Consider the following 24227-nt stretch of genomic DNA (forward strand, 5'->3'; position numbering starts at 1 on the left):
CTAAACCGTTGTTGAAGAGAGGTATTTCTTTGGATTTAACAGAGCACTTTTTTTTCAATTTATCTTTATTGATTGTATTAATGTTTTTTTGTGTATTATGGGTTGAACGGTTAAATAATTTACTACAAATTCAACAGATTGCCATTCTATATTTTGTTGTTAGCTTCTTCCTATGTTTTGCATTTAGCTATCCAATACATGATGGCTTTCTGTTTGACTTAAAAAATATTCCCCTCATTATAAGCGGTCTCTATATGGGGCTAGGACCTTTATTAGGGTTACTAACCATCTGCATTAAAGCATTTTATGGAATTAACGATTCTTTTTGGGTGACTTTTACGCTTTATGGTGTAATAACAATTTCACTATGGCGACTTTCTCCAGTGTTTTTAAAACTATCTTCTAATCAACGCATATATTTTTCTGTCGGACTAACTTTTCTCTTCAGTTTAATACAAACAGTATTGGAATTTTTGCATCTACCATATCCTAAATATGATTTGTATTTTGCTGTTTTATTTATACAGCCTTTAGGAGTTGGAATGATTGCATATTTTATAGAAGAAATAACTAGAACCATCCTGTTGCGACAGCATCTTTTAAATTCAAAAAGGCTGGAAGCAGTTGAACAAATGGGAGCTTCTATTTCGCATGAAATTCGCAATCCGTTGACTGCAGCGATTGGTTTTGTTCAACTTTTGCAGAGTGAAAATATATCTACTGAGAGTCGCGCTCAATATCTCTCGATTATAAAAAAAGAACTAAAATCAGCAGAAAGGGTTATTCAAGATTATCTAACTTTTTCTAAAACGGAAGACTTTTTAACAGAAACTATTCATGTTCATGATCAGCTCATGCAAGCTATTCAAGCACTGCAATTAACTGCAAAGAAAAAGTCCATCAAGATCAAAACATTCTTCTCAAATGATTTAGTGATAATTGGTGACAAGCAAAAGTTTCATCAATGCTTCATAAACATTATGAAGAATGGAATCGAAGCAATGCCTAGAGGAGGAACATTGACCATTGAAACAGAGTCTACCTCTTCAGCAGTTAACATTCTAATTAAAGATACAGGAACAGGCATGACACCTGATCAATTGGTACGTTTAGGAGAACCTTATTATTCCACAAAGGGAAATAAAGGGACAGGCCTCGGTCTGATGGTAGTCTATAGTATCGTAAGTGCTATGAATGGAACAATCCATGTGGAAAGTGAATTAAATTCGGGTACGACCTTTAAGTTTACGTTCCCCTTATTATCTCAGTCTTTAGAACAAATAGAAATTCTCGAAAATAAAAAGGAATATGTTTTAAGTTAAACATGTCACGCACTGAGCTAATAGCTCAGTGCTTTTTTATGATTAAATTGAGTTTAATAAGCCATATTAGTAAAGAACGTTAATAGGAGAAAGGAGAATTCACTTGGGAAGAGACAATAAGCAAGGAAAAAGTAAAAATAAAGATTCGCTACCACAGACCCCAAAAAACCAAAAGATAAAGCCAAATGAAATTCAAGAAGAGTTTTCACGTGAATTTGCTGAACTCAGAGAAAATGGAACAAACAAGTTAAATAATAAGAAGAGCTAATTGTGAAAACAATCCCACTAGAATTTCAACTAGTGGGATTTATCCTTTCTTTAACATATTGCTTTACTTGTTCAGATGTCTGCAAAAACAAGGCTTTATCTACAAGTTCCTTCATTTCACTTTCCTTCAAATGATTGATTTGATTTCTAGCTTTTAACATGGATGGCGCGCTTATAGAAAACTCATCTAATCCTAGCCCTAGCAATAATGGAATCGCTATGGAATCCCCAGCCATTTCTCCGCACATCCCTACCCACTTTCCTTTTGCATGTGCAGCGTCGATGACCATTTTGACTAATCTTAAGATTGCAGGATGATATGGTTGGTACAAATAAGATACATGCTCGTTCATTCTATCCGCTGCCATTGTATATTGGATTAAATCATTCGTTCCTATACTAAAAAAATCAACTTCATTTGCAAATTGATCAGCCACTATTGCTGTAGAAGGAATTTCTACCATTATTCCAATTTCGATATGATTAGCTACCTCGAATCCTTCCTTTAAAAGAAATGCTTTTTCATCTAATAAAAGCCGCTTGGCTTCTCGGAATTCTTCTAGAGTTGCAATCATCGGGAACATAATTTTAAGATTTCCAAAATTACTTGCTCGGAGCAAAGCACGTAATTGAACTCGGAATAATTCTTGTTCTGCTAAACAAAGACGAATTGCTCGGAAGCCTAAAAATGGGTTTAACTCCTTAGATAAGTTCAAATAAGGAAGCTTTTTGTCGCCACCAATATCCAATGTTCTAACGACCACTGGCTTATCTTCCATCTTTTCTAGGACTTGTTTATATGCTTGAAATTGTTCTTCCTCTGTAGGAAAAGTATCTCTTTCCATATAAAGAAATTCAGTTCTGTAAAGGCCTACTCCCTCCCCTCCATGTGCAATGACACTTTCGATGTCCCGTGGCGAACCAATATTAGCAGCAACTTCAACTTGTTTACCATCTAACGTGATTGTTCGTTTATTTATAAGTAATGTTAATGTTTTCTTTTGAAGTTCTAGCATGTTTCGTCTCTCTATATATAAATCAATCTTTTCTTTAGATGGATTTATAAAAACTTCTCCATTATCTCCATCAATAATTAGTAAATCCCCATTTTTTATAGAAGAGGTTGCATTTGATGTACCTACAACAGAGGGTATCTCCAATGAGCGGGCCATAATAGCAGAATGGGATGTTCGTCCCCCCATGTCAGTTGTAAATCCCTTAGCGTATTTCTTATTTAGTTGTGCGGTGTCAGAAGGAGCTAAATCTTTTGCAACTATTATTACCTCTTCATCAATCATTGCTATGTTAGGGAATTCTAACTTCAATAGCTTTGCTAATAGTCTTTTTGTGACATCTCTAATATCTGCGGCACGCTCCTGCATATATCCGTTATCCAATTGCTCAAACATCTCGATTAAAGCATCCGTAGTTTCTTGCAATGCAAACTCTACATTTACATTATCTACTTTTACTTTACTCTCAATTGTCCCCAATAGTTCTGGATCACTCAGAATTAGCAAATGAGCATCAAAAATTGCACCATGTTCTTCTCCTATACCATCTGCGGTACGATCTCTGATTTTTTGTATCTCTCTTTTTGCCTCTTGTAAAGCGGAGTGAAAACGAGTAATTTCTTCCTCCATGCTAGTAATGGCTTTTTTAATGATTGTAAGATCCGGTTCTACTAGCAAAAAAGCCTTCCCAATGGCAATTCCAGTGGATGCAGCTATCCCTTTTAAATTCACCATGTAGTAGTCCTGAGAATTATTATATTGATTGTTCTAAACATCGATCGTCCCCTTCTTGCTATAAAATCTATTACCATCATAGTAAAGCAATACAATACTTATTCTTAAAAAAGAAAAAAGCCCGGATTGTTTTAACCGAACTTTTCCTACTGTTGATATTTAGTACTTCCTCTTACAAATTATCTTAAAATCCCAGTACTCAAAATAGAAGTATCCACTTGAATATCCCACTCTAACTTACTAATAGTTTCATTTGTTAATTCCTTATCCCAATTTCCTTTGTAGTGCATTCGAAAATTTTCAGTTAAACCTATTGGGTCCACTTCTAGTTTTTTAATTTCCTCCAAAAAATTACTAATGTCTTGTTCAACTTTTTTATTCACATCTTTTTCCAGGTCAGCGATGTTATCTATACTTTTTAACTTGTTTTCTCTCTCGCCTCTATATTCTATTAAAGTACCTGACATTTTTAGCACAATGTTCAATTTGGGTGCTTTTAAATCTTTATTACTTCTAATTTTTACTTTACTATCAATCAAGTCAATCAATAATTTTTCTTTTTGGTTTTCATTGTTAAGCTCGATATTTAGTGGTGCCAGTTTTTTTCTTCCTTGCAACGCCTGTATGATTAACCCTTCATTTGTAGATAAACTTTTGAGCATCCTTTTTTCTTTAAATAAAGCAATGCCATCAATATCTATTTTCCCGTCTTTAGTTTTTAGGAATGGAACGATAGAGTCAAAATTAGGGTTGGTTTGTGTATACATAAAATCATGAATATTCGTATTTGGATTAAATGCTGTATTAACACTAGGCTGTAATAAATCGTTTAAATACATTATCACGCTAGGTTTATCTGGATATTCTTGTTTCAGCATATCTTCTGCACTTTCTTTAACTACTGCAATGAGTACTTTGTTACCAACTTCAGCGTTTCTATATAGCTGTTGAATTGCATTACGAACATCCCCTTGAAGTGCAAATTGCTCATTAACAAGAACAACCCGTAATTGATTTAGTACTATCTTTTTATCAGAAAGTGCTTCTATTTCCACTATTCCTTTTGATATCAAATCAGTGGAAACGCTGAAGATTTGTGTGTGCTCCTTCGCTTCTGGATCGTATTGCGGGATGGCTACCGTTATCTGTGTTTGCTCATCATCTATATAGTCAAATGCTAAGACTCCTACCATGCCTACATCTTCAAGAGGTATTTTTAATTCTTTTTCTGTACAACCTGCTAAGAATATAAAGCAGAAAGTAATTGCAAGCAATTTTAATTTTCCTTTCATTGTTGCACCTTCTTTTTTCTAAGTACATGTACAATACTCAAAAATATTGGCCAAACTACCAGCAGATAACCTGCATAAAAGCTTCCCTCATATAGTTTTTGCTTCATTTCATTAGAATAAGGGAAGATAATGATCAAAAAAACAACGGTAGTAAGTATATAAACATGAAGCTTGCTTTTTTTTGATCGAATGGAATCTAATCCTTTCTTCGCACTCCATAGGTATCCTGCCAATGAAGTAAAAACTAAAAATACCCACATCGTCATTCCAATAATATCTATTCTTTCTATAAAAGTAAGCTCACCTGCTTTAAACAATTGCAACACGGAGAATTCGACATTTTTTAATTGCCACTCTGAATAATACATAACACTTACAAATGTTGTTATGAGACAAAGAATTATACTTATCCAAATTCCAATAGATGCATGTTTAAATGCCTTTTTTTGATTCACAATATAAGGATAATAAAACAAGATTAATTCATACCCAAGAATAGATAAATATCCTTTTCGTAAAGCTTCAAACATTTCTTTGAAATTGTAATTAAATAAAGGGAAAATATGACTTACATCTCCTTTTTCAATTGCCCATCGTAAAAAATATAGCATAGGTAATGTTAAAAAAAATGCCATCATACAAAATCGTGCAATAGATTTTATACCACCTTGAACAATGTATATTAGAATCAAAATTAATAAAAATACAGGAGTAGTAATTTTTTGTTCCGGCAGGGCAGTAGTTTGAATGAGCTGCATATAATTACTGATGATTGCAGCTAGAAACAAAGTAAATTGTAGAACAAAAAATATATTTATACTTTTACCGATCCATTTACCTAACAAAAGCTCGTTTATTCGAAACAAATTTTCATTTGGAAATTTAGACATAATCCATATCATTGGCCATAATGTTAAACTTGCAATTATACCTAGCAATAATGGAAAAAATGCCTCACTGTAACCTAAAGAACTAAGCCGTTGAGGAAGTGAAAGGATTCCAGTACCAAACATTGTACTTTGCGCCAAGAAAACTACGTGATAACCATTCAAAAGCTTCCGTTTGTTTGTACTCAACCTAACCTACCTCTCCAAACTGATTTTACTTTTTCTGTGATCTTGCTATTCCTGTTTTATTTTTAAGGAAAGCTATTGGAAACCTAAAAATACCATCCTTTAAGTCCCCTGCCTTTCTTGGTATAATCGGTGACATAAAAGGAGTTCCTAAGGAATTTAATCTAAGTAGATGTGCGATCAACCAAGCAAACGCAAGCATTTGACCCATTAATCCAAACATCCCTGCCGAAATAATAAAGATATATCGAACAAATCTACTTGTATTACTCATTAAAAAGATAGGAGGAAGAAATGATAGTAATGCGGAGATTGCTACTAATACAATTAGAATATTACTTATTAATCCTGCCTCCACTGCCGCTGTACCAATAACAATACCTCCTACGATACCTATCGTTTGTCCAACTTTTGCAGGCATTCTAGATCCAGCTTCCCTTAGTACTTCTATAATTAACTCGAGAAACAAAACTTCAAAAAGAGGAGGAAAAGGAACTTTTGCCCTAGACTCCTGTAAATTCAATAAAAGTTCATAGGGAAAAATTTCTGGGTGAAACGTTAATATCGATATATACATAGGAGTTATCATTATGGTTAAGAAAAAACCAAAAAATCGAAGGAAACGAAGTAAAGTAGCTGTTGTCCAACGATTATAATAATCTTCAATGGAAACAAACATCTCTAAAAAGGATGTAGGACAAATAAGTGCCGATTGGCTATTATCCATAAATATCGCAATTCTTCCATCGACCAAATAATGTGTTATGCTATCAGGCCTAACCGACATATAGAACTGTGGAAAAGGTGAAAAGGGATTATCCTCTATAAGCTGTTTTAATATAGAAATATCAGAGAAAGAAGGATGGTTTATTTTATCAATTCTGCCTCTTACCTTTTCAAGATTTTCTTTATTTACGATGTCCTCCATATATAGAATAGAAATCTTTGTATTCGTTTCCGATCCAATCGTTCTATCTTCATTCTTTAACATTGGATTTCGAATACGTCTTCTTACTAATGATATATTTGTTTCCAATGATTCTGTAAACGCATCTTGTGGCCCTATAACCGTTGATTCTGTCTCGGTATTTGTAATAGCCCGAGTAGGTGCACTATAAGTATCTATATTTAATAACAATTTTGTTTCGTGAAAATACAAAAGTGTATAACCTGAAATGAGTTTAGACGTGACCTCAGAGGCATTGGATGCATCCAACCTTTCAGATACTTGATGAATTTGATTTAAATGATTGGCAAGCGGAATTAAAACCATTGCTTGTAACGTCATTTTCTCTACAAGTGATTTGCTATAAATAACTGTAACTAATCCCTCATCGGTAGGTATTTTTTTATATATAACATCATTAATTTGACTGGTATACTGCTTGATTATTTCAATCGGTTGTTCCGGTTCCGATTGAGCTTTAGTTTTATTTTCTTCTCTTTTTTGAGATGGACGACCTATTGTGGTACGTACCAACTTACTATTTTTCATTCGTACCACTTACCCTTCTACAAGCTTTAATGACTAGTTTATCCATTTTAAATAATAGTATTCCATAATATCTAAAAGTGAATTGAGAACTTTTTCATACGAATTTCGTTCAAGTAAATAAGAAAAGAAAGAGGCGAGCGGTCAAGTGAAAGATTCGAAAGAATGGTTAACAGAAGAACTAACAAAGGTAGAGGCTTGGGAGAAAGATCAAAGTGATTTATGGTTTTGGGAAAAGCTCGGACGTCTCCCTTTTAAAATGATTGATAAATGGACACCTAAATTTATACAAAACAAAATAGGGGTACTTTTGGACGAGCTTGGTCAGTACGTTCAAACTGGTGGTAACTATTTAAGTTCTGTATCTAAGATCCCATCTTATTATCCTGATTTAGGAGTTGAAACATTAGAAGATGTACAAAAACTATCTGTCTCTCTAATGGACAAATCAGTAGCCAATCTTACGAAAAATAGAAAAAACATCGCAACCATTCAAGGTGCTGGAACCGGCATTGGGGGAATTTTTACACTTACACTGGATATTCCGCTCCTTTTAGGTTTACAGTTAAAAACTTTACAGGACATAGCCATTAGCTATGGTTACGATCCTAATGACAAAAAAGAACGTTTATTTATTATAAAATGCTTACAATTTGTGTCCGCTGATATTGTTGGAAAACAAACTATTATTTCACAATTATCGAAGTTTGATCATCACGATGAGACCATCAAAAGAGAGGTTGTTTCAGAGATGCAAGGTTGGCGTGAGGTAGTTTTTGCTTATAGAGATCAATTCGGTTGGAAAAAGTTATTTCAAATGATTCCAATAGCCGGACTAGTCTTTGGTGCCTTTATCAACCGATCCGCTGTGAATGATATTGCAGAAGCCGGTATTATGCTTTACCGTAAAAGAAGAATCAACGAGAAGCTAAACAAGAACGATCATTTATAATAACTAGTCAAAGACTTATGCCATTTAATCTCTATAAAATGGTATAAGTCCTTTTTTATATAAATTACCAATACCATCTAGTAATCTAGCAGATAATTTCTTTGGAAAATAACGTTTTCTATAAAACTGTCTATGGAATTTTTTTAGATGATTCCAACGCATACATTCTTTTGATTGTCTATAACGAGCAACATCAATAATCTTAATGTCCCCATTGGGTGTAATAATAATGTTACGTAAGTGAATATCAGAGGGATTTAATCCTTTATTCGAAGCTAACGATAGTGCTAGATCAATTTCTTTTACTTGGGTTGCGGTTATTTCATTTCCAAGCGTAACATTCTCAAATATCGTATCACCTTCAATAAAATCAATTACTATATAATTGACCCCTGAATCATAAAGAATAGGGTAATAGTCAATTCCTTGAAGCAGTTGATAAATTTCTGCTTCCTCTTGTGCAACAAATATTAAGTCTGGATAGTACACTTTAATTGCAATGTTTGTTGATATTATTCTGAAAACAAATGCACTTCTTCCTACCCCTACAAGCTCTAAGGATTGATCATATGAAATGAGTCGATTTTCTTCGTTTATAATGACTGAATTCGCAAGTGCATGATAATTATTCAAGCTGTGACCCCCAATAAATAATAAAAAAGCTAACCGTAAAAAAAAACGACATAACCAATATTTGGTCATATCGTCTCTTAAACAAACCTTGACCAAATAATTGGTAAGGTCTCGCTAACAACTTTCGTTGCCAACAAAGCCGAGGAATCTATTCCTGTATTGACGACTTTGCCGTATAGTTACTCCCCTTAACGGAAGATATTTTTTATTTTGTAGGCTTAGTATATGCGTTTCCAAATGGAGAGTCAATCATTTGAATTCGACAACCTGGGGCTCTTCCCCTTTTGTGTTCATTACCCTAATTTGTGTAGGAGTTATTTTTAATATAGTCAGATCTGGATCATCCGGACCTGTAAACCAACCTTTTAAATCAGCATTCCACACTTTTTCCTTTACATTTTCTTCATCGGATTCCTCTACAGTACCTTCAATTTCTAAAAAAGAATCTCCTAGTCCTTTACCTTCATACCCAATTAGTATATGCGTGTTCGGATTTTTTTGAACATCTTCCACTTTGTGTGTCTTTTTACTAGTCGCAGTGTACAGGATAAATTCATCGTTAAAGAAAGTCATATAGCGGGAGTGTGGTTTATTTTGCTGTATAGTCGCCATTGTACCAATTTTACTATCGTTTAAGATTTTAAGTGCTAATTCTTTTGCCATATATAAATCTTCTCCTTCCACTCATCTCCTTTTTATTATTCCTTAAATAATCTTAATTAAACATTGATTTTAGAATGAAATATTACCATATTTTCAGAAATTGAATAGCTCGTTGACGTCCCTTTTCCAATAAATCCTTTTTCATTTCTTCCGTCATATCAAATTGCGTAGCACTATAATCCTCCACTGGAATAAAAATTATATTCTTTTCAATTGTTCTTGAAATGTATCTTTCATCATGTGCATTTTTCATTGTTGAAAATAGAGCTTCGAACAACTGTAGACCATTGTTTATTATATGTCCTGGAACATCCTCAGAGCTACCACTTAGCTTTAAACCAAGGACTGGTCGTTCCTTATTTCCATTATCATATATCCACATGGGAAAGTTACTTAACACTCCACCATCCACTACTATTGTATCTCCAGTTCCTGTCTTTAATTTGATCGGTTCAAAGAAAAATGGAATCCCGCAGCTCATTCGTATAGCTCGAGCAACAGGAAAACTGTCAGCAGATATTCCATAATCTCCTAAGTCGTCAGGAATCACAATCATTTTGCCATTCGTCAGATCCGAGGCAACTACTTTTAGTGAACCTGGTTGTAAATCAGAAAATGTATAAACACCTTTTATTGCAAGTTTTTCTAAAAACCAGTTTTCTAATGCTTTTCCTTGATACAATCCCATACGCCAATACAAGTTTAACCATTTCATAAACGGAATGGGAAGAAGTGTTTTTCGAGGATCCAGTAGAGTGTTTGTATCCAGCTCATCTAGTAAATTTTCTATTTCTTTACTTGAAAAACCAGCAGCGATAAAAGCAGCTAGAATTGATCCCGCACTTGTTCCAGCAACTCGTTTGAAACGGTAACCTTTCTCTTCTAACACTTGATATGCGCCGACTAGGGCAAAACCCTTTAATCCACCTCCTGAAAACACCCCATCTATTAACATATCTTTATCCCCCTTTTTTCTTGGTGTTGTTACACTTTAAGAGAAAAATAGGAATAATAGAACTAAAATTGTTGAAACATCTGCAACTCCATCACTTTTAGATAAATCTAACTAATTTAAAAATTTTAATTGATATTATTTATTTGCTTCGTTATAATAAATCTATTATCGAAAAGCGTACTATTGTACGATATACGTACAAAATATGAATCTACTTTTTAATGCAAATGTTTTTGTCATTAGAGAAATGTAAGGGGTTACATGAACTAAAGGGGGAACATACATGACAATGGAAATTAATCAACAGCTAATTCCACCTAGAACTTTTGGTGAAAAATTAAAAAACATTGGCCCAGGAATTGTCGTTGCCGCTACAGGAGCCGGAACAGCAGATCTAATCACTTCTCTTGTACTCGGCACTCAATTTGGTATGACATTTGTATGGGCAATTATTGTTGGATCTGTTTTAAAATACTTTCTAAATGAAGGCGTAGGAAGATGGTATTTAGCAACAGGTCAGACAATCTTAGACGGCTGGCAACAGTTAGGTAAGTGGGCTACAGGATATTTCGGAGTCTACTCAATCATTTGGGGCTTTGTTTATGGTGCTGCTGCCGCATCCACTTCAGGCATGGCAATGCACGCAATGTTTCCTATTATGCCAGTTTGGGCCTGGTCTATCATTCATGCAATTGTAGGATTTATTTTAATTTGGGTAGGAAAATATCTTCTTTTTGAAAAAGTTATGACGGCTCTAATCGCTGTTATGTTTGTCACGATTATCGGTACAGCAGCTTTATTTTTGCCAAGCTTCGGTGACTTTGCATTTGGCTTCGTGCCACGAGTTCCACAAGGTTCTTTCATCCTAATGCTTGGATTGATTGGTGGTGTAGGTGGAACTATCACGATGGCTTCCTATGGATATTGGTTACGTGAAAAAGGTTGGAACGGTAAACAGTGGATCGCAGCAATGCGTACAGATGCAAAAATTGCATATTTTCTAACTGGTTTATTTACTCTTGCAGGTCTCATTATTGGTGCACAATTTTTAGCTGGAACGGGTGTAAGTATTCGAGATGACGAAGGATTAATAAAACTTTCCGAAATGCTAGGAGCTGAGTTTGGTACACCAATGAGATGGATGTTCTTAGTGGCTTTCTGGTCCGCTGCCTATTCATCACTGCTTGGGGTATGGAATGGCGTTCCCTATCTATTTGCGGATTTCATCAAAACAATCCGAAAAAATAAACAAGAAGTATCTGTAAAAGACCCAGCATATCGCTTTTATCTATTCTGGCTTACTTTCCCACCGATGATTTTATTCTACTTTGGGAAACCAGTTGAGTTGATTATTCTTTATGGAGCACTTGGAGCTATATTCATGCCATTTTTAGCACTTTCTTTACTGCTCCTACTAAATTCAAAGACAATAGCAATAGAGTCTAGAAACAAGTTGGTACCAAATGCTGTATTAATTGGATGCTTAATAATGTTTGGTTACCTTGGATTGCAAGAGTTAGTTAAGCTATTCTCTAAATTTATGTAATGGAAAACCCGTTTATTGTGTATAAACGGGTTTTCTTTTATTTATGACGATTATTATTCGTTGGCTTTACTTTGTTTTCACTGTCTGCAATTGTTTCTGCCTCATCATTTATACCTCTTACATCTAAATCATCCGGACTTAAATCGTACCCGTATCCATATTCTTCGCGGTCTAATGTATTACTCTTCTTCAGTTTATTTTTGTTTTTGTTATTGTTTGTCATGAATTTTCACCTCCATGATGAATAACTTGTGCAAATGAAAGGTTTTTATTCCATCACAGTGAATGTAGAACGTATTATCTGCTCATCAATCATTTGAATTACTTTTTTCACTTTTTCTTTTGGAAGCGTTGCATATTGATCCCCTATATTCACTTCGAAATAGCAAGTTTTATTCGTTTTTTTATTTACATACCCAGTTAAACCAATGCCCGTTTGTTCATATACATTTATTAAAACCTTTTCCATATCCACTTTAGGTGCCTGGAAGTAGACATGGAACATATTAGACACAGGCTCTCTTGGAATTGTAGAAATTGCTTGACATGAGTTTAAAAAAGAAGCTAACTCCTTTGCATCTTCGTAATACTGCTCCATTTTTGGACATTTTTCTTTGAAATAATAATCCGCACTTATAATATACGGATACAAGCTTATTAAATCACCACCATGTCGTCTTTTCCAAATCTGAGATTCCTCTGTAAAGTCCTTTTCCCCAGCAAGAATAGCTCCAGCAATACCCCCGATACCTTTGTAAAAAGAAACGTACACACTATCAAAAAGACTACAAATTTCAGCAGCTGTTTTATTATAAAAAGGAAGAACCTCAAAAAGTCTTGCTCCATCTAAATGTAGCTTAATCCCTTTTTTACGACAATAGTTAGAAATTTCTTCAAGCTTTTCGAAATCAGGTAATTGACCACCGATTTCTCGTTGTGGCAGTTCTAATAATAAGCAAGCAATATCCTGCTGCATATTTACTACATCATCTAATTTGATTAGTCTATTTTTATCCGCTAACAAAATAGGTTCAATATGATGTAATTCCTTTAAGCCGTTTTCCTCATGAATCTCTAAATGGCATAAAGGATGATAGGCAACTTTTTTCAATTCTTTTTTATCACACCATATACGTAATGCAATTTGTTGGGCCATTGTACCACTGGGGAAAAATACAGCCGTTTCTTTCCCTAAATAAGATGCCATCTTTTCTTGAAAATCTATAATAATCTTTCCATTCCCATAAATATCACTCTCTAAATGGTCGTCTACCTCTTGGAACGCTTCTTTTAAAACGTGTATATTTCTTTTTCCATGTCCATTTATCTGATACTGTGTTTGTCTGAATGATTCAAACAGATTATTTATTTTCGTCATTTTAAATTCCGCCTTTTTATTTTATTTATTCATACAATTCTATATAAATATATTGTAAAATTCATCAAACAATTAGTTTGTCACTAATTCTCTGTCTTGTTGCTAGTTTTATCATATAAGAAAATAAAGAGAGATATCACTTTTTTAAGTGATATCTCTCTTTCAAAGGTTTACTTTTCGCCTTGTCGTTTTAATGCAGCTTGAATGTATGCTTCGAAAATTCTTTTTGAGGCTTCGTCCCCATCCATTGCAAATTCCTCGGGATGCCATTGAAAGCCGAATACAAAATTGTGCTTCGTGCTTTCCACGCATTCAATAATCCCATCCGTTGCTTTTGCAACTACTCGTAAATCTTTTCCTATTTCATTTACTGCTTGGTGGTGAAAAGAATTCACCTTAAATTCCTCTACTTGCACTAATTCATATAAACGACTATCTTTTTCTACTTTTACAGTATGCGACCTATGTGTTCGCTCAGCCTTTTGTAAATGCTGAATAACAGGCTCCTTTCGCTGCGAGTGAATCGACTGGTATAGAGTTCCTCCAGAAACTATGTTCAGCATATGTAATCCCCGACAAACTCCTATATAAGGTTTATTTAGCTCAAGCATTTTTTGTACAAGTGCATACTCCATTGCATCGAGTTTAGGTGTGATTCTACCTAGATGTACTATCGGTTCAGCATTGTAATAGGCTGGATCTATATCTTCTCCTCCCGTAAGAAAGAGCCCATCGATTTCTTCACATAAAGCATCTGTATCCGTTTCTGGAATAAGAGGAATTAATACGGGTATACCTCCAGCTTGTGAAATCGCTTGACCATATACTGAGGGCATAAAATAATTTCCATCCTCTTTTACTTCTACCGTTATACCAATGATTGGTTTCATATAATATTCTCCGTTCTTTCATATGTACTACATTAATTTAATATACCCCCTATTTATTTAAAAAAAACGAAATTTACCTTCCAATTATTTGCTAATTATAAGTTTGTTTTAGTGCTTTAAGGGAAGAATATGATAGATAACATTTAGAAGGAGGATTCCAATGACTAAGGATAAATATGAAAAAATTCATGAACAAGTCCCTGGACAAACTCAGAAGCAACAACCTGGTGTAGAAGAAGAAATGACTCCTGCTCCTATTTTTGACGACAAAAACTATAAAGGTTCCGGTAAATTAAAAGGAAAAGTCGCGCTCGTTACAGGTGGTGATAGCGGGATTGGACGAGCAGTTTCTATAGCCTTTGCTAAAGAAGGAGCTAATGTCGCCATTGTTTATTTGGATGAAAATGAACAAGATGACGCCGAAACAACCATAAAGCATATAGAGGAATACGGAGTAAAAGCATTGAGAATACAAACAGATTTAAGTGATGATGAGAATTGCCAAAATGTTGTAGATCAAGTGATTCAAAAATTTGGACAGATAAATATATTAGTAAACAACGCTGGAAAACAGTTTCCTACAAAAGACTTTTTAAAGATAACGCCAGATCAATTACAAGAAACGTTTTCTACAAATATTTATGCCATGTTTTATTTAACACAGGCTGCACTCCCTCATATGACAAAGGGAGATACTATTGTCAACACCTCTTCTATCACTGCATATAATGGTTCTCCGGAACTTATTGACTATTCAGCGACAAAAGGAGCTATTACTTCCTTCACACGGTCACTTGCACTTAACTTAGTCGAGAAAGGAATCCGTGTAAATGCTGTTGCTCCAGGACCAATTTGGACGCCGCTTATTCCAGCAACTTTTGATAAAAAGAAAGTGGAAGAGCATGGGGACAATACCCCGATAGGCAGACGAGGTCAACCAGCTGAAAACGCGCCAGCATATGTATTTTTAGCCTCCTCCGACTCCAGCTATATGACTGGACAGACCATCCATGTAGATGGCGGTGACTTTGTCGGTTCATAAGATTAAGAACAAAAAGAAGTCTTTTCCTATGGAAAAGACTTCTTTCTATTGCTTCCTAAAAATCAAAATTATCAGGATCTGGTCCTACTCTATGATTTTGATTTAAACGATTAATGTGCTCCATGTCTTCTGTAGTTAATACAAAATCAAAAACGTTTGCATTTTCAACAATTCGATGTTCCTTCGTTGACTTTGGAATTGTAACAACTCCATTTTGTAAGTCCCACCGTAAAATAACCTGTGCCACCGATTTTTCATATTTAGCCGCTATGTTTTTCAAATCATCATTGTCGAGCAATTGTCCCTGCATAAGCGGCGACCATGCTTCTAACTGAATATTTTGTTGCTCACAGAATACTTGTAAATCTTTTTGAGTCAATCGTGGATGATATTCTATTTGGTTCACCATAGGTTTGATTTCTGCGTCTGTTAATAAATCCTTCAAATGATGTATATGGAAGTTACTTACACCGATCGCTTTAACTCGTCCATCTTTATAAAGCTTTTCTAATGCTCTCCATGCATCTTTATACTTGCCTTCCACCGGCCAATGAATAAGGTATAAATCTAAGTAATCTAAGCCTAGTTTAGTTAAGCTCTCTTCATAGGCTTCAATTGTTTTTTCATATCCTAGCTCCGAGTTCCAAACTTTCGAAGTAACAAAAAGGTCTTCTCTTGCAACACCCTCTTCTTCTATTGCTTTACGGATACCTTGTCCAACCCCGACTTCATTACCATATACAGCAGCAGTATCAATACTACGATAGCCATGAGTAATTGCAGTTTTTACTGCATTTACTAGCTCTTGTCCCTCTTCTACTTTAAATACTCCCAGTCCTAACCAAGGCATTTCCACACCGTTATTCAAAGTTGTAGTAGATTGTAAATTTTTCATTGTTTCATTACCTCCGATATTTTTGTTTTCAGCCAAAGTTCATTCAAGCCCATATAAAGTTACCCTCATTACAATATGTTTAGTCGTTTTTTATCTTTTGTTTCCAACCATCGACTAACTGCAGTTAAAATTGCAGCTATTATAACCATTATTGCTCCAATCCATGCAGTATGGATTAACCCCATTGAATCTGTCACTACTCCCCCTACATACGAACCAATCGCTATCCCTGCATTAAAAGCAGCTATGTTCATTGCTGAGGCAACGTCAACAGCACTTGGTACAAAACGTTCAGCTAATATTACAACGTATACTTGGAGTCCAGGTACGTTCATAAATGCAAACAAGCCCATTAATATAATTGTTATTAATCCAGCAATTTTAAATGGTGCAGTAATAGTTAGAATTAGAAGCACGATTGCTTGTGCTACAAACATATAAAATAAAGAACCAATTGGATTTTTATTCGAGAGCTTCCCTCCAACCATATTTCCTATTGCAATTGCAATACCATATACAAGCAATATAATCGCTATTGTGCCTTGTTTAAATCCAGTTACAGCTTGTAGTAATGGAGTTAGGTAGGTGAATACAACAAATGTTCCACCATACCCTAAGGCTGTAATAAATAATACTAATAATAAACGTCCGTTTGTTATTAGCTTAAATTGATCTCTTATTGTTGTTACAGTACCTTGTCGTAAATCGGACGGAACAAGAACGCTATTTGCGATAAAACCAATTACACCAATGACAATGATTAGGACAAATGCAAAACGCCAGCCAAGCTGTTGACCGATAAATGTACCAAACGGAACTCCGGTTATCGTAGCAACGGTTAGTCCCGTAAACATGATGGAAATTGCACTCGCCCTACGATTTTCAGGAACCAAATCTGCGGCAATAGTTGAACCTATCGACATAAATATTCCATGTGATAACGCCGAAATTACTCGGGCAACTAATAAGACCGTAACACTTGTTGCACTTGCCGCAATACTGTTCCCTATGATAAAGACTATCATAATCCATAGCAGTAATGATTTGCGAGGAATTTTTGAAGTTAGGGATGTTAAAACTGGAGCTCCTATCATTACACCTAATGCATAAAGCGAAACAGTCAAACCTGCTGTTGTAAGTGATATATCCAAGTCTTTAGAAATAAGAGGCAAGAGTCCAACGCTAATAAACTCTGTTGTCCCTATCGCAAATGCACTAATTGCAAGTGCTAGAAGTGCAAACATACTTCTTTTTTTATCTAAACTCATTTCTCTCTTCCTTTCTTGAGTGTGGCTGTATGAATAAATCTCCGGAGAACAAAATATAAACATAGTGTAAATACACCAGCAGATGTTATTATGGTTCATAGAGATTTAAAAGAAAAGTACGCACTTTCAAGTAATATAGACACCAAAAAGTTATATAGGTACTTTTTAGTTCCTTTAGAAAGAGGTATTGAATGAAAAAAAAGAAATATAATATATCCGTTGAAGCAACATTAGAAGTAATCGGAGGGAAGTGGAAATGTGTTATTCTCTGCCATCTTACTCATGGGAAGAAAAGGACAAGTGAATTGAAACGTCTTATGCCTGACATTACACAGAAAATGCTAACACAGCAGTTAAGAGAACTTGAAGCCGATGGGGTAATTAATCGTATCGCTTACAATCAAGTACCACCAAAGGTAGAGTATAAATTGAGTGAGTATGGTCAAAGCCTTGGGAGTATTTTAGATGCATTATGTGCCTGGGGAGAGGTTCATATTACAAAAGTATATGGAGATAAATTTTCTGTCTTGGAGGACAGTATATTAAATGACAAACTTAAAAACGAGATTCCAAATTAATGGAACCTCGTTTTTTATCCGAATTGTCCAAAGTAATAAGCCACACTGTTTAGTACTTTTACTTTGAATCTTGAGATTGCTTTTCAATTTCACAAATTTCAATCCATTTCTGTAATGATCCAATCACTTCTTTAAAGGCAATACCGCTTGCAGTTAGCTCATATTCCACTTTTTTGGTTGAGGATTCGAGAAATTTTTTATTTACTAACTTTGCCTCGACTAAATCATTTAGTCTTTCTGTAAGTAATCGATCAGAAATGCCTGGAATATTAGCGAGAATTTCGTTATAGCGTTTCGAGCCTGATAATAATGTGTAAATAATCATCCCCATCCAACGCTTGCCCATAAATTCAATCGCCTGATGATAGTTGCTACAATAGTTGCTACATATTTCTTTAGGTTTATCCAATGAAAAACCCTCCATTATTATCACTTTTACTTTATTGTATCATATAAGATTTTATAGTTGACGCATAAACTTACTAATGGTAAGCTTACTTTCGAATAAACTTACTAATAGTAAGTTTCAGGAGGAAACAATATGTCTACAGTTCAAGATTCAAATTTGTATACAATTATGCATGCAAGAAAATCAGTTAGAGTGTACGATCCCACTCATAAAATTCCACAGAAAACACTTGAAGATATTATTAAAGAGGCAACAAGCGCTCCTTCTTCTAGTAACCTCCAGCCATGGAAATTCCTTGTCATTCAAGATGACAAAACAAAAGTAGAGCTTCGCGCTATAGCGAATAATCAAGAACAAGTTGAAACTTCTTCTGCTGTTATAGCAGTATTAGGGAATGCTGAAATGTACAAAAATGTAGAACAAATATATTCCCAAAATGTAGTTGAAGGTCATATGGATGAGACTACGAAGGATATAATGATCAATAGCACAAATCGATCCTATCCATATGCTTCACTTGAAGTCAGAAAAAATATAGCAACCTTTGACGCAGGTCTCATTTCCATGCAGCTAATGTTAGTCGCAAAAGAAAAAGGATATGACACCGTTACTATGGGTGGATTTGATAAAACGAAATTTGTAGAAAGATTCGATTTACCCGAGCATATTTTTCCTATTGTTCTTATTGCAATAGGTAAGGCAGCTGCACCAGCATATGGTTCATCCCGTCTACCACTAAATGAGTTTGTTCAATTTATTTAAGAATAGCATTTATGCAACATTAATCGAGATTCCAAATTAATGGAATCTCGTTTTTAAATGATGATTATTTTTTTTCATTTATAAAGTACTTCTAGAAACCTTTTTTCCATCATATGAATAAAGGGTTGGCTTTTCCTCTACATATGTTTCCAAAAATACAGCACGCCCCCAAAGTTGATAAATATAAGGTAATACATTTTCTAAATAGTGAGGGTCTAGCTCCATCCCCTCATATCCATGCTTTAAGTACAGTTCCCCAGTTCGTGAATAATCACCATCTTCCACCACAATGTATGGAAAGCCTCCATTAACTCGCATGGAAACTAGTTGATCTCGTACATGTTCATAATCTTTATCCGTAATTTGATAGTTCCCATTTTTTTTCTCAAACAAATATAAATCTTCCTGCTTCATTAAATCCTTCGTTAAGTAATTTCGTATAAACGAAATATCCGATTCGATTTCTCTTACTTCAAAAATCTTTTCTCTCCCCGAATCAGGCTTAATCCCCAATCTCTTCATTTCCTCTGATGGCTGATTATATCTCTTTTCAATGTCTTCAAAAATTTTCAACCCTAAATAGTATGGATTAATAGTCGTCGCTGATGGCTGGACTACGTTTGCATTTAATTTAGCAAACTCTATCGTTTCATCTGTAGTTAAATTCATTTCTCTTAAAATTCGTTGATGCCAATAAGAAGCCCAACCCTCGTTCATAATTTTCGTTTCTAATTGCGGCCAGAAATAAAGCATTTCTTCTCGCATCATTGTTAAAATATCCCGTTGCCAATCCTCCAATTCACGACTGTACTCTTGAATAAACAACAATAAATCTTTTTCAGGATTAGGGGGAAACTTTTTTCTCTTAATATTTAAAGGTTTTTTATTAATGGATGATTGATCTATATTCCATAAATCATCATAAGGTGTTCTGCGTAGGTCTTCTTTTTCTTCTTCTTCCTCTTGCAAGTCATATTCCGGCAGTTTAGGTCTAATAATGGATGGATCAATATGTTCTTGGATAGCCAATACTGCATCAAGAAAGCTTTCTACTTCTTCTTTCCCATAAATCATTTCGTAATTCGCAATTCTTTCTGCTGTTGCTGTCATACTTTCAACCATATCTTTTCTTGTGTTAGAAAAACGAACATTATTTTTAAAAAAGTCACAATGCGCTAGCACATGGGCGATAATAAGTTTATTTTGTATTAAACTATTCGTGTCAAGCAAAAATGCATAACAAGGATTCGAATTAATAACTAGCTCATATATTTGGCTTAATCCAAAATCGTATTGAATCTTCATTTTGTGAAATTGCTTTCCAAAGCTCCAATGCGTAAAGCGAGTTGGCATGCCGTATGCTCCGAATGTATAGATAATATCAGCAGGACAGATTTCATAGCGCATCGGATAAAAATCAAGGCCAAATCCAGAGGCAATTTCCGTAATCTCCGCAATTGCATGATGAAGCTTCGTATCCATTCATTGTCTCCTTTCTGTTATTTTGGCACTTTAAAAAGACTTTTCAAAGCTTCATATACATCTTTTTTATCCTTTAATACATAATGGCGGAACTTTGGGTCATTAATTGTTTTATACGTATTCATTAACGTAGAATATCGGCTATGGGGATTCACTTCTCCATACCCAAACATACTAGATACTTCCATTAGTTGGGTTACAAGCTTCATACATTTTTCATTGTCACTTGTCATATTTTCACCGTCTGAAAAGTGAACAGGATAAATATTAAATTGATTAGGACTATACTTTTCTTCTATCAGTGCTAGTGCCTGGTAATATGCAGATGAACAAATTGTTCCACCGCTTTCACCTTTCGAGAAAAATGCCTCTTCCGTTACAACTTTAGCTTCCGTATGATGTGCTATAAATTCAATATCTACGGATTTATATTTCGATCTTAAAAATCGGGCCATCCAAAAAAAGAAACTTCTTGCACAATACTTCTCAAAAGCACCCATCGATCCACTCGTGTCCATCATCGCAAGGACAACTGCTTTTGACTCTGGTTTTGTCACTTCATCCCATGTTTTAAAACGTAAATCATCATTATGAAGTGGTGAAATTTCTGCTTTCCCTTTCATCGCATTTCTTTTAATAGCAGTCATTATTGTACGCTTCTTATCGATATTTCCCATAAGTCCTTTTTTACGTATATCATTAAATTCGACTTTATCCGTTATAATGTTTGCCTGTTCTTTTTGCTGTAAATTCGGTAATTCCATCTCTTTAAAAAGTACGCTTTCTAATTCTGCTATAGTCACTTCTGCCTCGTAATAGTCTTTTCCTGCTTTATCTCCAGCTTGTTTTCCTTGACCGGAAGCCTGTTCTCCTTCACCGGAAGCCTGTTCTCCTTCACCGGAATCACGAGCAATCACATCTCCTACCTGACTGTCGCCATCCCCTTGGCCAACATGTTTGGTTTTATCATAGTTGTAACGAATCTTATATTCATCCAATGAACGAATTGGTATTTTAATTACTTCTCGTCCATTTGACATAATAATGCTTTCTTCACTGATCAAGTCTGGTAAATTGTCTTTAATAGCTTCTTTCACTTTATCCATATGACGTTGCTGATCTTGGTAACCTTTACGGTGCAATGACCAGTTTTCCTGTGAGATGACGTAATGATTCTCTTGTTTTTCATTCATTTTCATCAACACCTACCTATTGTTTATCATATGCCAGCTACTCAAAGTTATTGCCAATGTATATAAAAAAACAAGACCAATATAAAAATCAGTCTTGTTCTTCTTTATTACCTGTTGAGTAGACTACCTACATACCGCAATAACTCGTTTGCTGAAGTGGAATTATAGCCATGTTCATCTATTAGTCTTGCAACAACCTCATTTACCTTCTTCAGCTGAGTCTCATCTGGGGTTTTAGAAGAAGTGGTTATTTTCACAACATCTTTTAAATCTGCAAAAAGTTTCTTTTGAATAGCTTCACGCAAACGTTCATGAGAATTATATTCGAAACGTTTTCCTTTTCTAGCATATGCAGAGAGTCGAATTAGGATTTCCTCTCTAAAAGCTTTCTTCGCGTTTTCAGAAATACCAATTTGTTCTTCAATCGAGCGCATCAATTTTTCATCTGGATTCATTTCTTCACCCGTAAGTGGATCTCTCATTTTGTTTTTATTACAATAAGCCTCCACATTATCCAAGTAATTATTCATTAAGGAAATGGCTGACTCTTCATATGAATAAACAAACGCTTTTTGAACTTCTTTTTTCGCGATTTCATCATATTCTTTTCTGGCAATAGCAATGTAATTCATGTATTTTTCACGATCTTCTTGTGATATAGATGCATGTTGATCAAGACCTTCTTTTAAAGCTCTTAATACGTCCAACGCATTAATAGAAGGGATTTCCTTCCGTATGATTGCAGAAGAAATTCTATTAATGACGTAACGTGGATCTATTCCATGCATTCCCTCGTTAACAGTTTCCTTTTTCAATTCCTCCACATCAATTTCGTTAAATCCTTCCACGCTTTCTCCATCATAAAGTCGCATTTTCTTTACAATATCAATGCCTTGCTTTTTAGGAACTTCCAGTCTTGTTAAAATGGAAAAGATAGCAGCTGCCCTTAACGCATGGGGTGCAATATGAACATGCGTCATATCACTTTCCTTAATCATTTTTTCATAAATGCGTTCTTCCTGACTTACTTTTAAATTATACGGAATAGGCATAACGATAATTCTTGAATGTAGTGCTTCATTCTTTTTATTGGATATAAAAGAACGGTATTCTGTTTCATTTGTATGCGCTACTATCAACTCATCTGCACTAATTAAAGCAAATCTTCCTGCTTTAAAATTTCCTTCTTGCGTTAACGATAATAAATGCCATAGAAATTTTTCATCTAGTTTCAGCATTTCTTGAAATTCCATCATTCCACGATTCGCTTTATTTAATTCACCATCGAAACGATATGCACGTGGATCTGATTCTGAGCCAAACTCTGCAATTGTTGAAAAATCGATACTCCCTGTTAAATCAGCGATATCTTGCGATTTAGGATCAGATGGAGTAAATGTTCCTATTCCGACCCGTTTGTCTTCTGAGAAAAAAATTCTCTCTACTCTAACATTTTCAATTCGTCCATCGTATTCTTTTTCTAGTCTCATCGTATTAAGTGGCGACAAACTACCCTCAATACGGATTCCATATTCATCTACAAAATCTTCCCGTAAATGTTGTGGAATTAGGTGGAGCGGATCCTCATGCATAGGGCACCCTTGTATAGCATAAACTGCTCCCTCATCAGTTCTAGAATACTGCTCTAGTCCTCGTTTTAACAATGTAACAATGGAGGATTTACCTCCACTAACAGGTCCCATCAATAAAAGAATTCGTTTTCGAACGTCTAATCTTTTTGCGGCTGGATGAAAATATTCTTCTACCAAGCGTTCAATCGCTGTCTCTAATCCAAATATTTCTTTCCCAAAGAAATGGTACATCTTAAGTCCATCTCTCTCCGTTAGCCCTGAGCTTTTAATCATGTTATATACACGAGAATGTGCAGTTTGGGCAACTTCTGGTCTATCCCTCACAATGGCTAAATACTCCTCGAACGTGCCTTCCCACTTAAGTTTACTCTCTTCTTCACGGTAGTTCCTAACCTTGTTCAAAATATCCATTTATTCCCTCCATTCAGGGGCATTGTTTTATACATAGTATGAAAAGAGAGAATTTATGATACCTATTAATTTTGTAGATGCTAATTCTTTCTTACATGAACTACACATTATTTAATTACGATTTATGTTTAATATCAATTTGTTTTAGGGTATCTACTCAGTAAGTATGTCGAAACACCACTAATTGTAGAATTGGAGGAATTATTATGACGATGAAATCAATTGCAGGGGAAAAATGGTGGAAAATTGGGGCTGCTGCATTTCTTTCAGTAGGTTTATTGGCTGGTTGTGGAGACGGAGAAAATGAATCAGATGTGGATGACAATATGGAAGAAGATGTAGACCAAGAGCTTGAAGAAGAAGACAAAGACGGTGAATAAGTTA

General features: G+C 34.9%; 24 protein-coding genes. 8 read left to right on the forward strand and 16 right to left on the reverse strand.

All coding sequences use genetic code 11. The annotated features are described in order from the left end of the window. The first annotated feature begins 29 nt into the window (after positions 1-29). Together AM499_RS13750 and AM499_RS21705 are read left to right on the forward strand one after the other, a co-directional pair. Positions 30-1322: a sensor histidine kinase gene (locus AM499_RS13750; protein WP_053590755.1), complete on the forward strand. Its 1293-nt coding sequence runs from the start codon at positions 30-32 to the stop codon at positions 1320-1322. A 103-nt stretch (positions 1323-1425) separates the two neighbouring features. Beyond that, positions 1426-1590 carry a YfhD family protein gene (locus AM499_RS21705; protein WP_156316804.1) on the forward strand — a complete coding sequence of 55 codons (165 nt, stop codon included), beginning with the start codon at positions 1426-1428 and terminating at the stop codon, positions 1588-1590. A gap of 25 nt (positions 1591-1615) precedes the next feature. Here AM499_RS21705 and ptsP read toward each other — a convergent pair whose 3' ends face one another. From ptsP to AM499_RS13770, 4 genes are all read right to left on the reverse strand, one after another. Further along, a complete protein-coding gene (gene ptsP / locus AM499_RS13755; RefSeq protein ID WP_053590756.1) occupies positions 1616-3337 on the reverse strand; it encodes a phosphoenolpyruvate--protein phosphotransferase in 1722 nt (573 codons plus the stop codon). Between the two features lie 179 nt (positions 3338-3516). Then, positions 3517-4629, reverse strand: coding sequence for a Ger(x)C family spore germination protein (locus tag AM499_RS13760; protein WP_053590757.1), 1113 nt, complete (start codon positions 4627-4629; stop codon positions 3517-3519). After that, entirely contained in the window at positions 4626-5705 is a 1080-nt protein-coding gene (locus tag AM499_RS13765) for a GerAB/ArcD/ProY family transporter (protein WP_053590758.1), read from the reverse strand. Before AM499_RS13765 ends, AM499_RS13760 begins: the two co-directional genes overlap by 4 nt. A gap of 25 nt (positions 5706-5730) precedes the next feature. Next, positions 5731-7197, reverse strand: coding sequence for a spore germination protein (locus tag AM499_RS13770; RefSeq protein WP_082355270.1), 1467 nt, complete (start codon positions 7195-7197; stop codon positions 5731-5733). Between the two features lie 145 nt (positions 7198-7342). On the opposite strand from AM499_RS13770, the gene AM499_RS13775 reads away from it, so the two are divergent. Next, the gene (locus tag AM499_RS13775; protein ID WP_053590759.1) at positions 7343-8146 is read left to right on the forward strand and encodes an EcsC family protein; all 804 of its coding nucleotides are present in this window, start codon (positions 7343-7345) and stop codon (positions 8144-8146) included. A gap of 24 nt (positions 8147-8170) precedes the next feature. Here the strand turns inward: AM499_RS13775 and AM499_RS13780 are convergent, their stop codons facing one another. The 3 genes from AM499_RS13780 to AM499_RS13790 form a co-directional block, all read right to left on the reverse strand. After that, positions 8171-8779 carry a serine/threonine protein kinase gene (locus tag AM499_RS13780; RefSeq protein WP_053590760.1) on the reverse strand — a complete coding sequence of 203 codons (609 nt, stop codon included), beginning with the start codon at positions 8777-8779 and terminating at the stop codon, positions 8171-8173. A gap of 249 nt (positions 8780-9028) precedes the next feature. After that, positions 9029-9442 (reverse strand): pyridoxamine 5'-phosphate oxidase family protein, encoded by a 414-nt coding sequence (locus AM499_RS13785; RefSeq protein WP_053592213.1) that lies wholly within the window; start codon positions 9440-9442, stop codon positions 9029-9031. An 82-nt stretch (positions 9443-9524) separates the two neighbouring features. Continuing rightward, the gene (locus tag AM499_RS13790; protein WP_053590761.1) at positions 9525-10397 is read right to left on the reverse strand and encodes a patatin-like phospholipase family protein; all 873 of its coding nucleotides are present in this window, start codon (positions 10395-10397) and stop codon (positions 9525-9527) included. Between the two features lie 283 nt (positions 10398-10680). Here AM499_RS13790 and AM499_RS13795 point away from each other — a divergent pair, with 283 nt between their 5' ends. After that, a complete protein-coding gene (locus AM499_RS13795) occupies positions 10681-11943 on the forward strand; it encodes an Nramp family divalent metal transporter (protein WP_231687461.1) in 1263 nt (420 codons plus the stop codon). A gap of 37 nt (positions 11944-11980) precedes the next feature. Here the strand turns inward: AM499_RS13795 and AM499_RS13800 are convergent, their stop codons facing one another. From AM499_RS13800 to AM499_RS13810, 3 genes are all read right to left on the reverse strand, one after another. Then, positions 11981-12166: a hypothetical protein gene (locus AM499_RS13800; RefSeq protein ID WP_053590762.1), complete on the reverse strand. Its 186-nt coding sequence runs from the start codon at positions 12164-12166 to the stop codon at positions 11981-11983. Between the two features lie 45 nt (positions 12167-12211). After that, positions 12212-13321 carry a threonine aldolase family protein gene (locus tag AM499_RS13805; protein WP_053590763.1) on the reverse strand — a complete coding sequence of 370 codons (1110 nt, stop codon included), beginning with the start codon at positions 13319-13321 and terminating at the stop codon, positions 12212-12214. Positions 13322-13491: 170 nt separating this feature from the next. Next, positions 13492-14211, reverse strand: coding sequence for a gamma-glutamyl-gamma-aminobutyrate hydrolase family protein (locus AM499_RS13810; protein WP_053590764.1), 720 nt, complete (start codon positions 14209-14211; stop codon positions 13492-13494). A 160-nt stretch (positions 14212-14371) separates the two neighbouring features. Here AM499_RS13810 and AM499_RS13815 point away from each other — a divergent pair, with 160 nt between their 5' ends. Next, positions 14372-15253: an SDR family oxidoreductase gene (locus tag AM499_RS13815; protein ID WP_053590765.1), complete on the forward strand. Its 882-nt coding sequence runs from the start codon at positions 14372-14374 to the stop codon at positions 15251-15253. Positions 15254-15308: 55 nt separating this feature from the next. Here the strand turns inward: AM499_RS13815 and AM499_RS13820 are convergent, their stop codons facing one another. Both AM499_RS13820 and AM499_RS13825 read right to left on the reverse strand, forming a co-directional pair. Beyond that, positions 15309-16148 carry an aldo/keto reductase gene (locus AM499_RS13820; RefSeq protein ID WP_053590766.1) on the reverse strand — a complete coding sequence of 280 codons (840 nt, stop codon included), beginning with the start codon at positions 16146-16148 and terminating at the stop codon, positions 15309-15311. Positions 16149-16216: 68 nt separating this feature from the next. Continuing rightward, positions 16217-17416 carry an MFS transporter gene (locus tag AM499_RS13825; RefSeq protein ID WP_053590767.1) on the reverse strand — a complete coding sequence of 400 codons (1200 nt, stop codon included), beginning with the start codon at positions 17414-17416 and terminating at the stop codon, positions 16217-16219. Between the two features lie 191 nt (positions 17417-17607). Between AM499_RS13825 and AM499_RS13830 the strand changes: the two genes are divergently transcribed. Further along, positions 17608-17994, forward strand: a complete 387-nt coding sequence (locus AM499_RS13830) for a winged helix-turn-helix transcriptional regulator (RefSeq protein WP_053590768.1) — start codon at positions 17608-17610, stop codon at positions 17992-17994. A gap of 58 nt (positions 17995-18052) precedes the next feature. Here AM499_RS13830 and AM499_RS13835 read toward each other — a convergent pair whose 3' ends face one another. After that, on the reverse strand, positions 18053-18403 hold the full coding sequence (locus AM499_RS13835; protein ID WP_231687462.1) for a winged helix-turn-helix transcriptional regulator: 351 nt from the start codon (positions 18401-18403) through the stop codon (positions 18053-18055). A 132-nt stretch (positions 18404-18535) separates the two neighbouring features. Here AM499_RS13835 and AM499_RS13840 point away from each other — a divergent pair, with 132 nt between their 5' ends. Further along, positions 18536-19165, forward strand: a complete 630-nt coding sequence (locus AM499_RS13840; RefSeq protein WP_053590770.1) for a nitroreductase family protein — start codon at positions 18536-18538, stop codon at positions 19163-19165. A gap of 78 nt (positions 19166-19243) precedes the next feature. On the opposite strand, the gene AM499_RS13845 is transcribed toward AM499_RS13840, so the two are convergent. The 3 genes from AM499_RS13845 to AM499_RS13855 form a co-directional block, all read right to left on the reverse strand. Beyond that, positions 19244-20647, reverse strand: a complete 1404-nt coding sequence (locus AM499_RS13845; RefSeq protein ID WP_053590771.1) for a SpoVR family protein — start codon at positions 20645-20647, stop codon at positions 19244-19246. Between the two features lie 17 nt (positions 20648-20664). Then, positions 20665-21840 carry a sporulation protein YhbH gene (gene yhbH, locus AM499_RS13850; protein ID WP_053590772.1) on the reverse strand — a complete coding sequence of 392 codons (1176 nt, stop codon included), beginning with the start codon at positions 21838-21840 and terminating at the stop codon, positions 20665-20667. A 107-nt stretch (positions 21841-21947) separates the two neighbouring features. Beyond that, the gene (locus AM499_RS13855; RefSeq protein ID WP_053590773.1) at positions 21948-23843 is read right to left on the reverse strand and encodes a PrkA family serine protein kinase; all 1896 of its coding nucleotides are present in this window, start codon (positions 23841-23843) and stop codon (positions 21948-21950) included. Between the two features lie 206 nt (positions 23844-24049). Between AM499_RS13855 and AM499_RS21710 the strand changes: the two genes are divergently transcribed. Beyond that, on the forward strand, positions 24050-24223 hold the full coding sequence (locus AM499_RS21710) for a hypothetical protein (RefSeq protein ID WP_156316806.1): 174 nt from the start codon (positions 24050-24052) through the stop codon (positions 24221-24223). Positions 24224-24227: the final 4 nt, after the last annotated feature.

Source organism: Bacillus sp. FJAT-22090 (assembly GCF_001278755.1).
GTDB lineage: Bacteria > Bacillota > Bacilli > Bacillales_A > Planococcaceae > Psychrobacillus.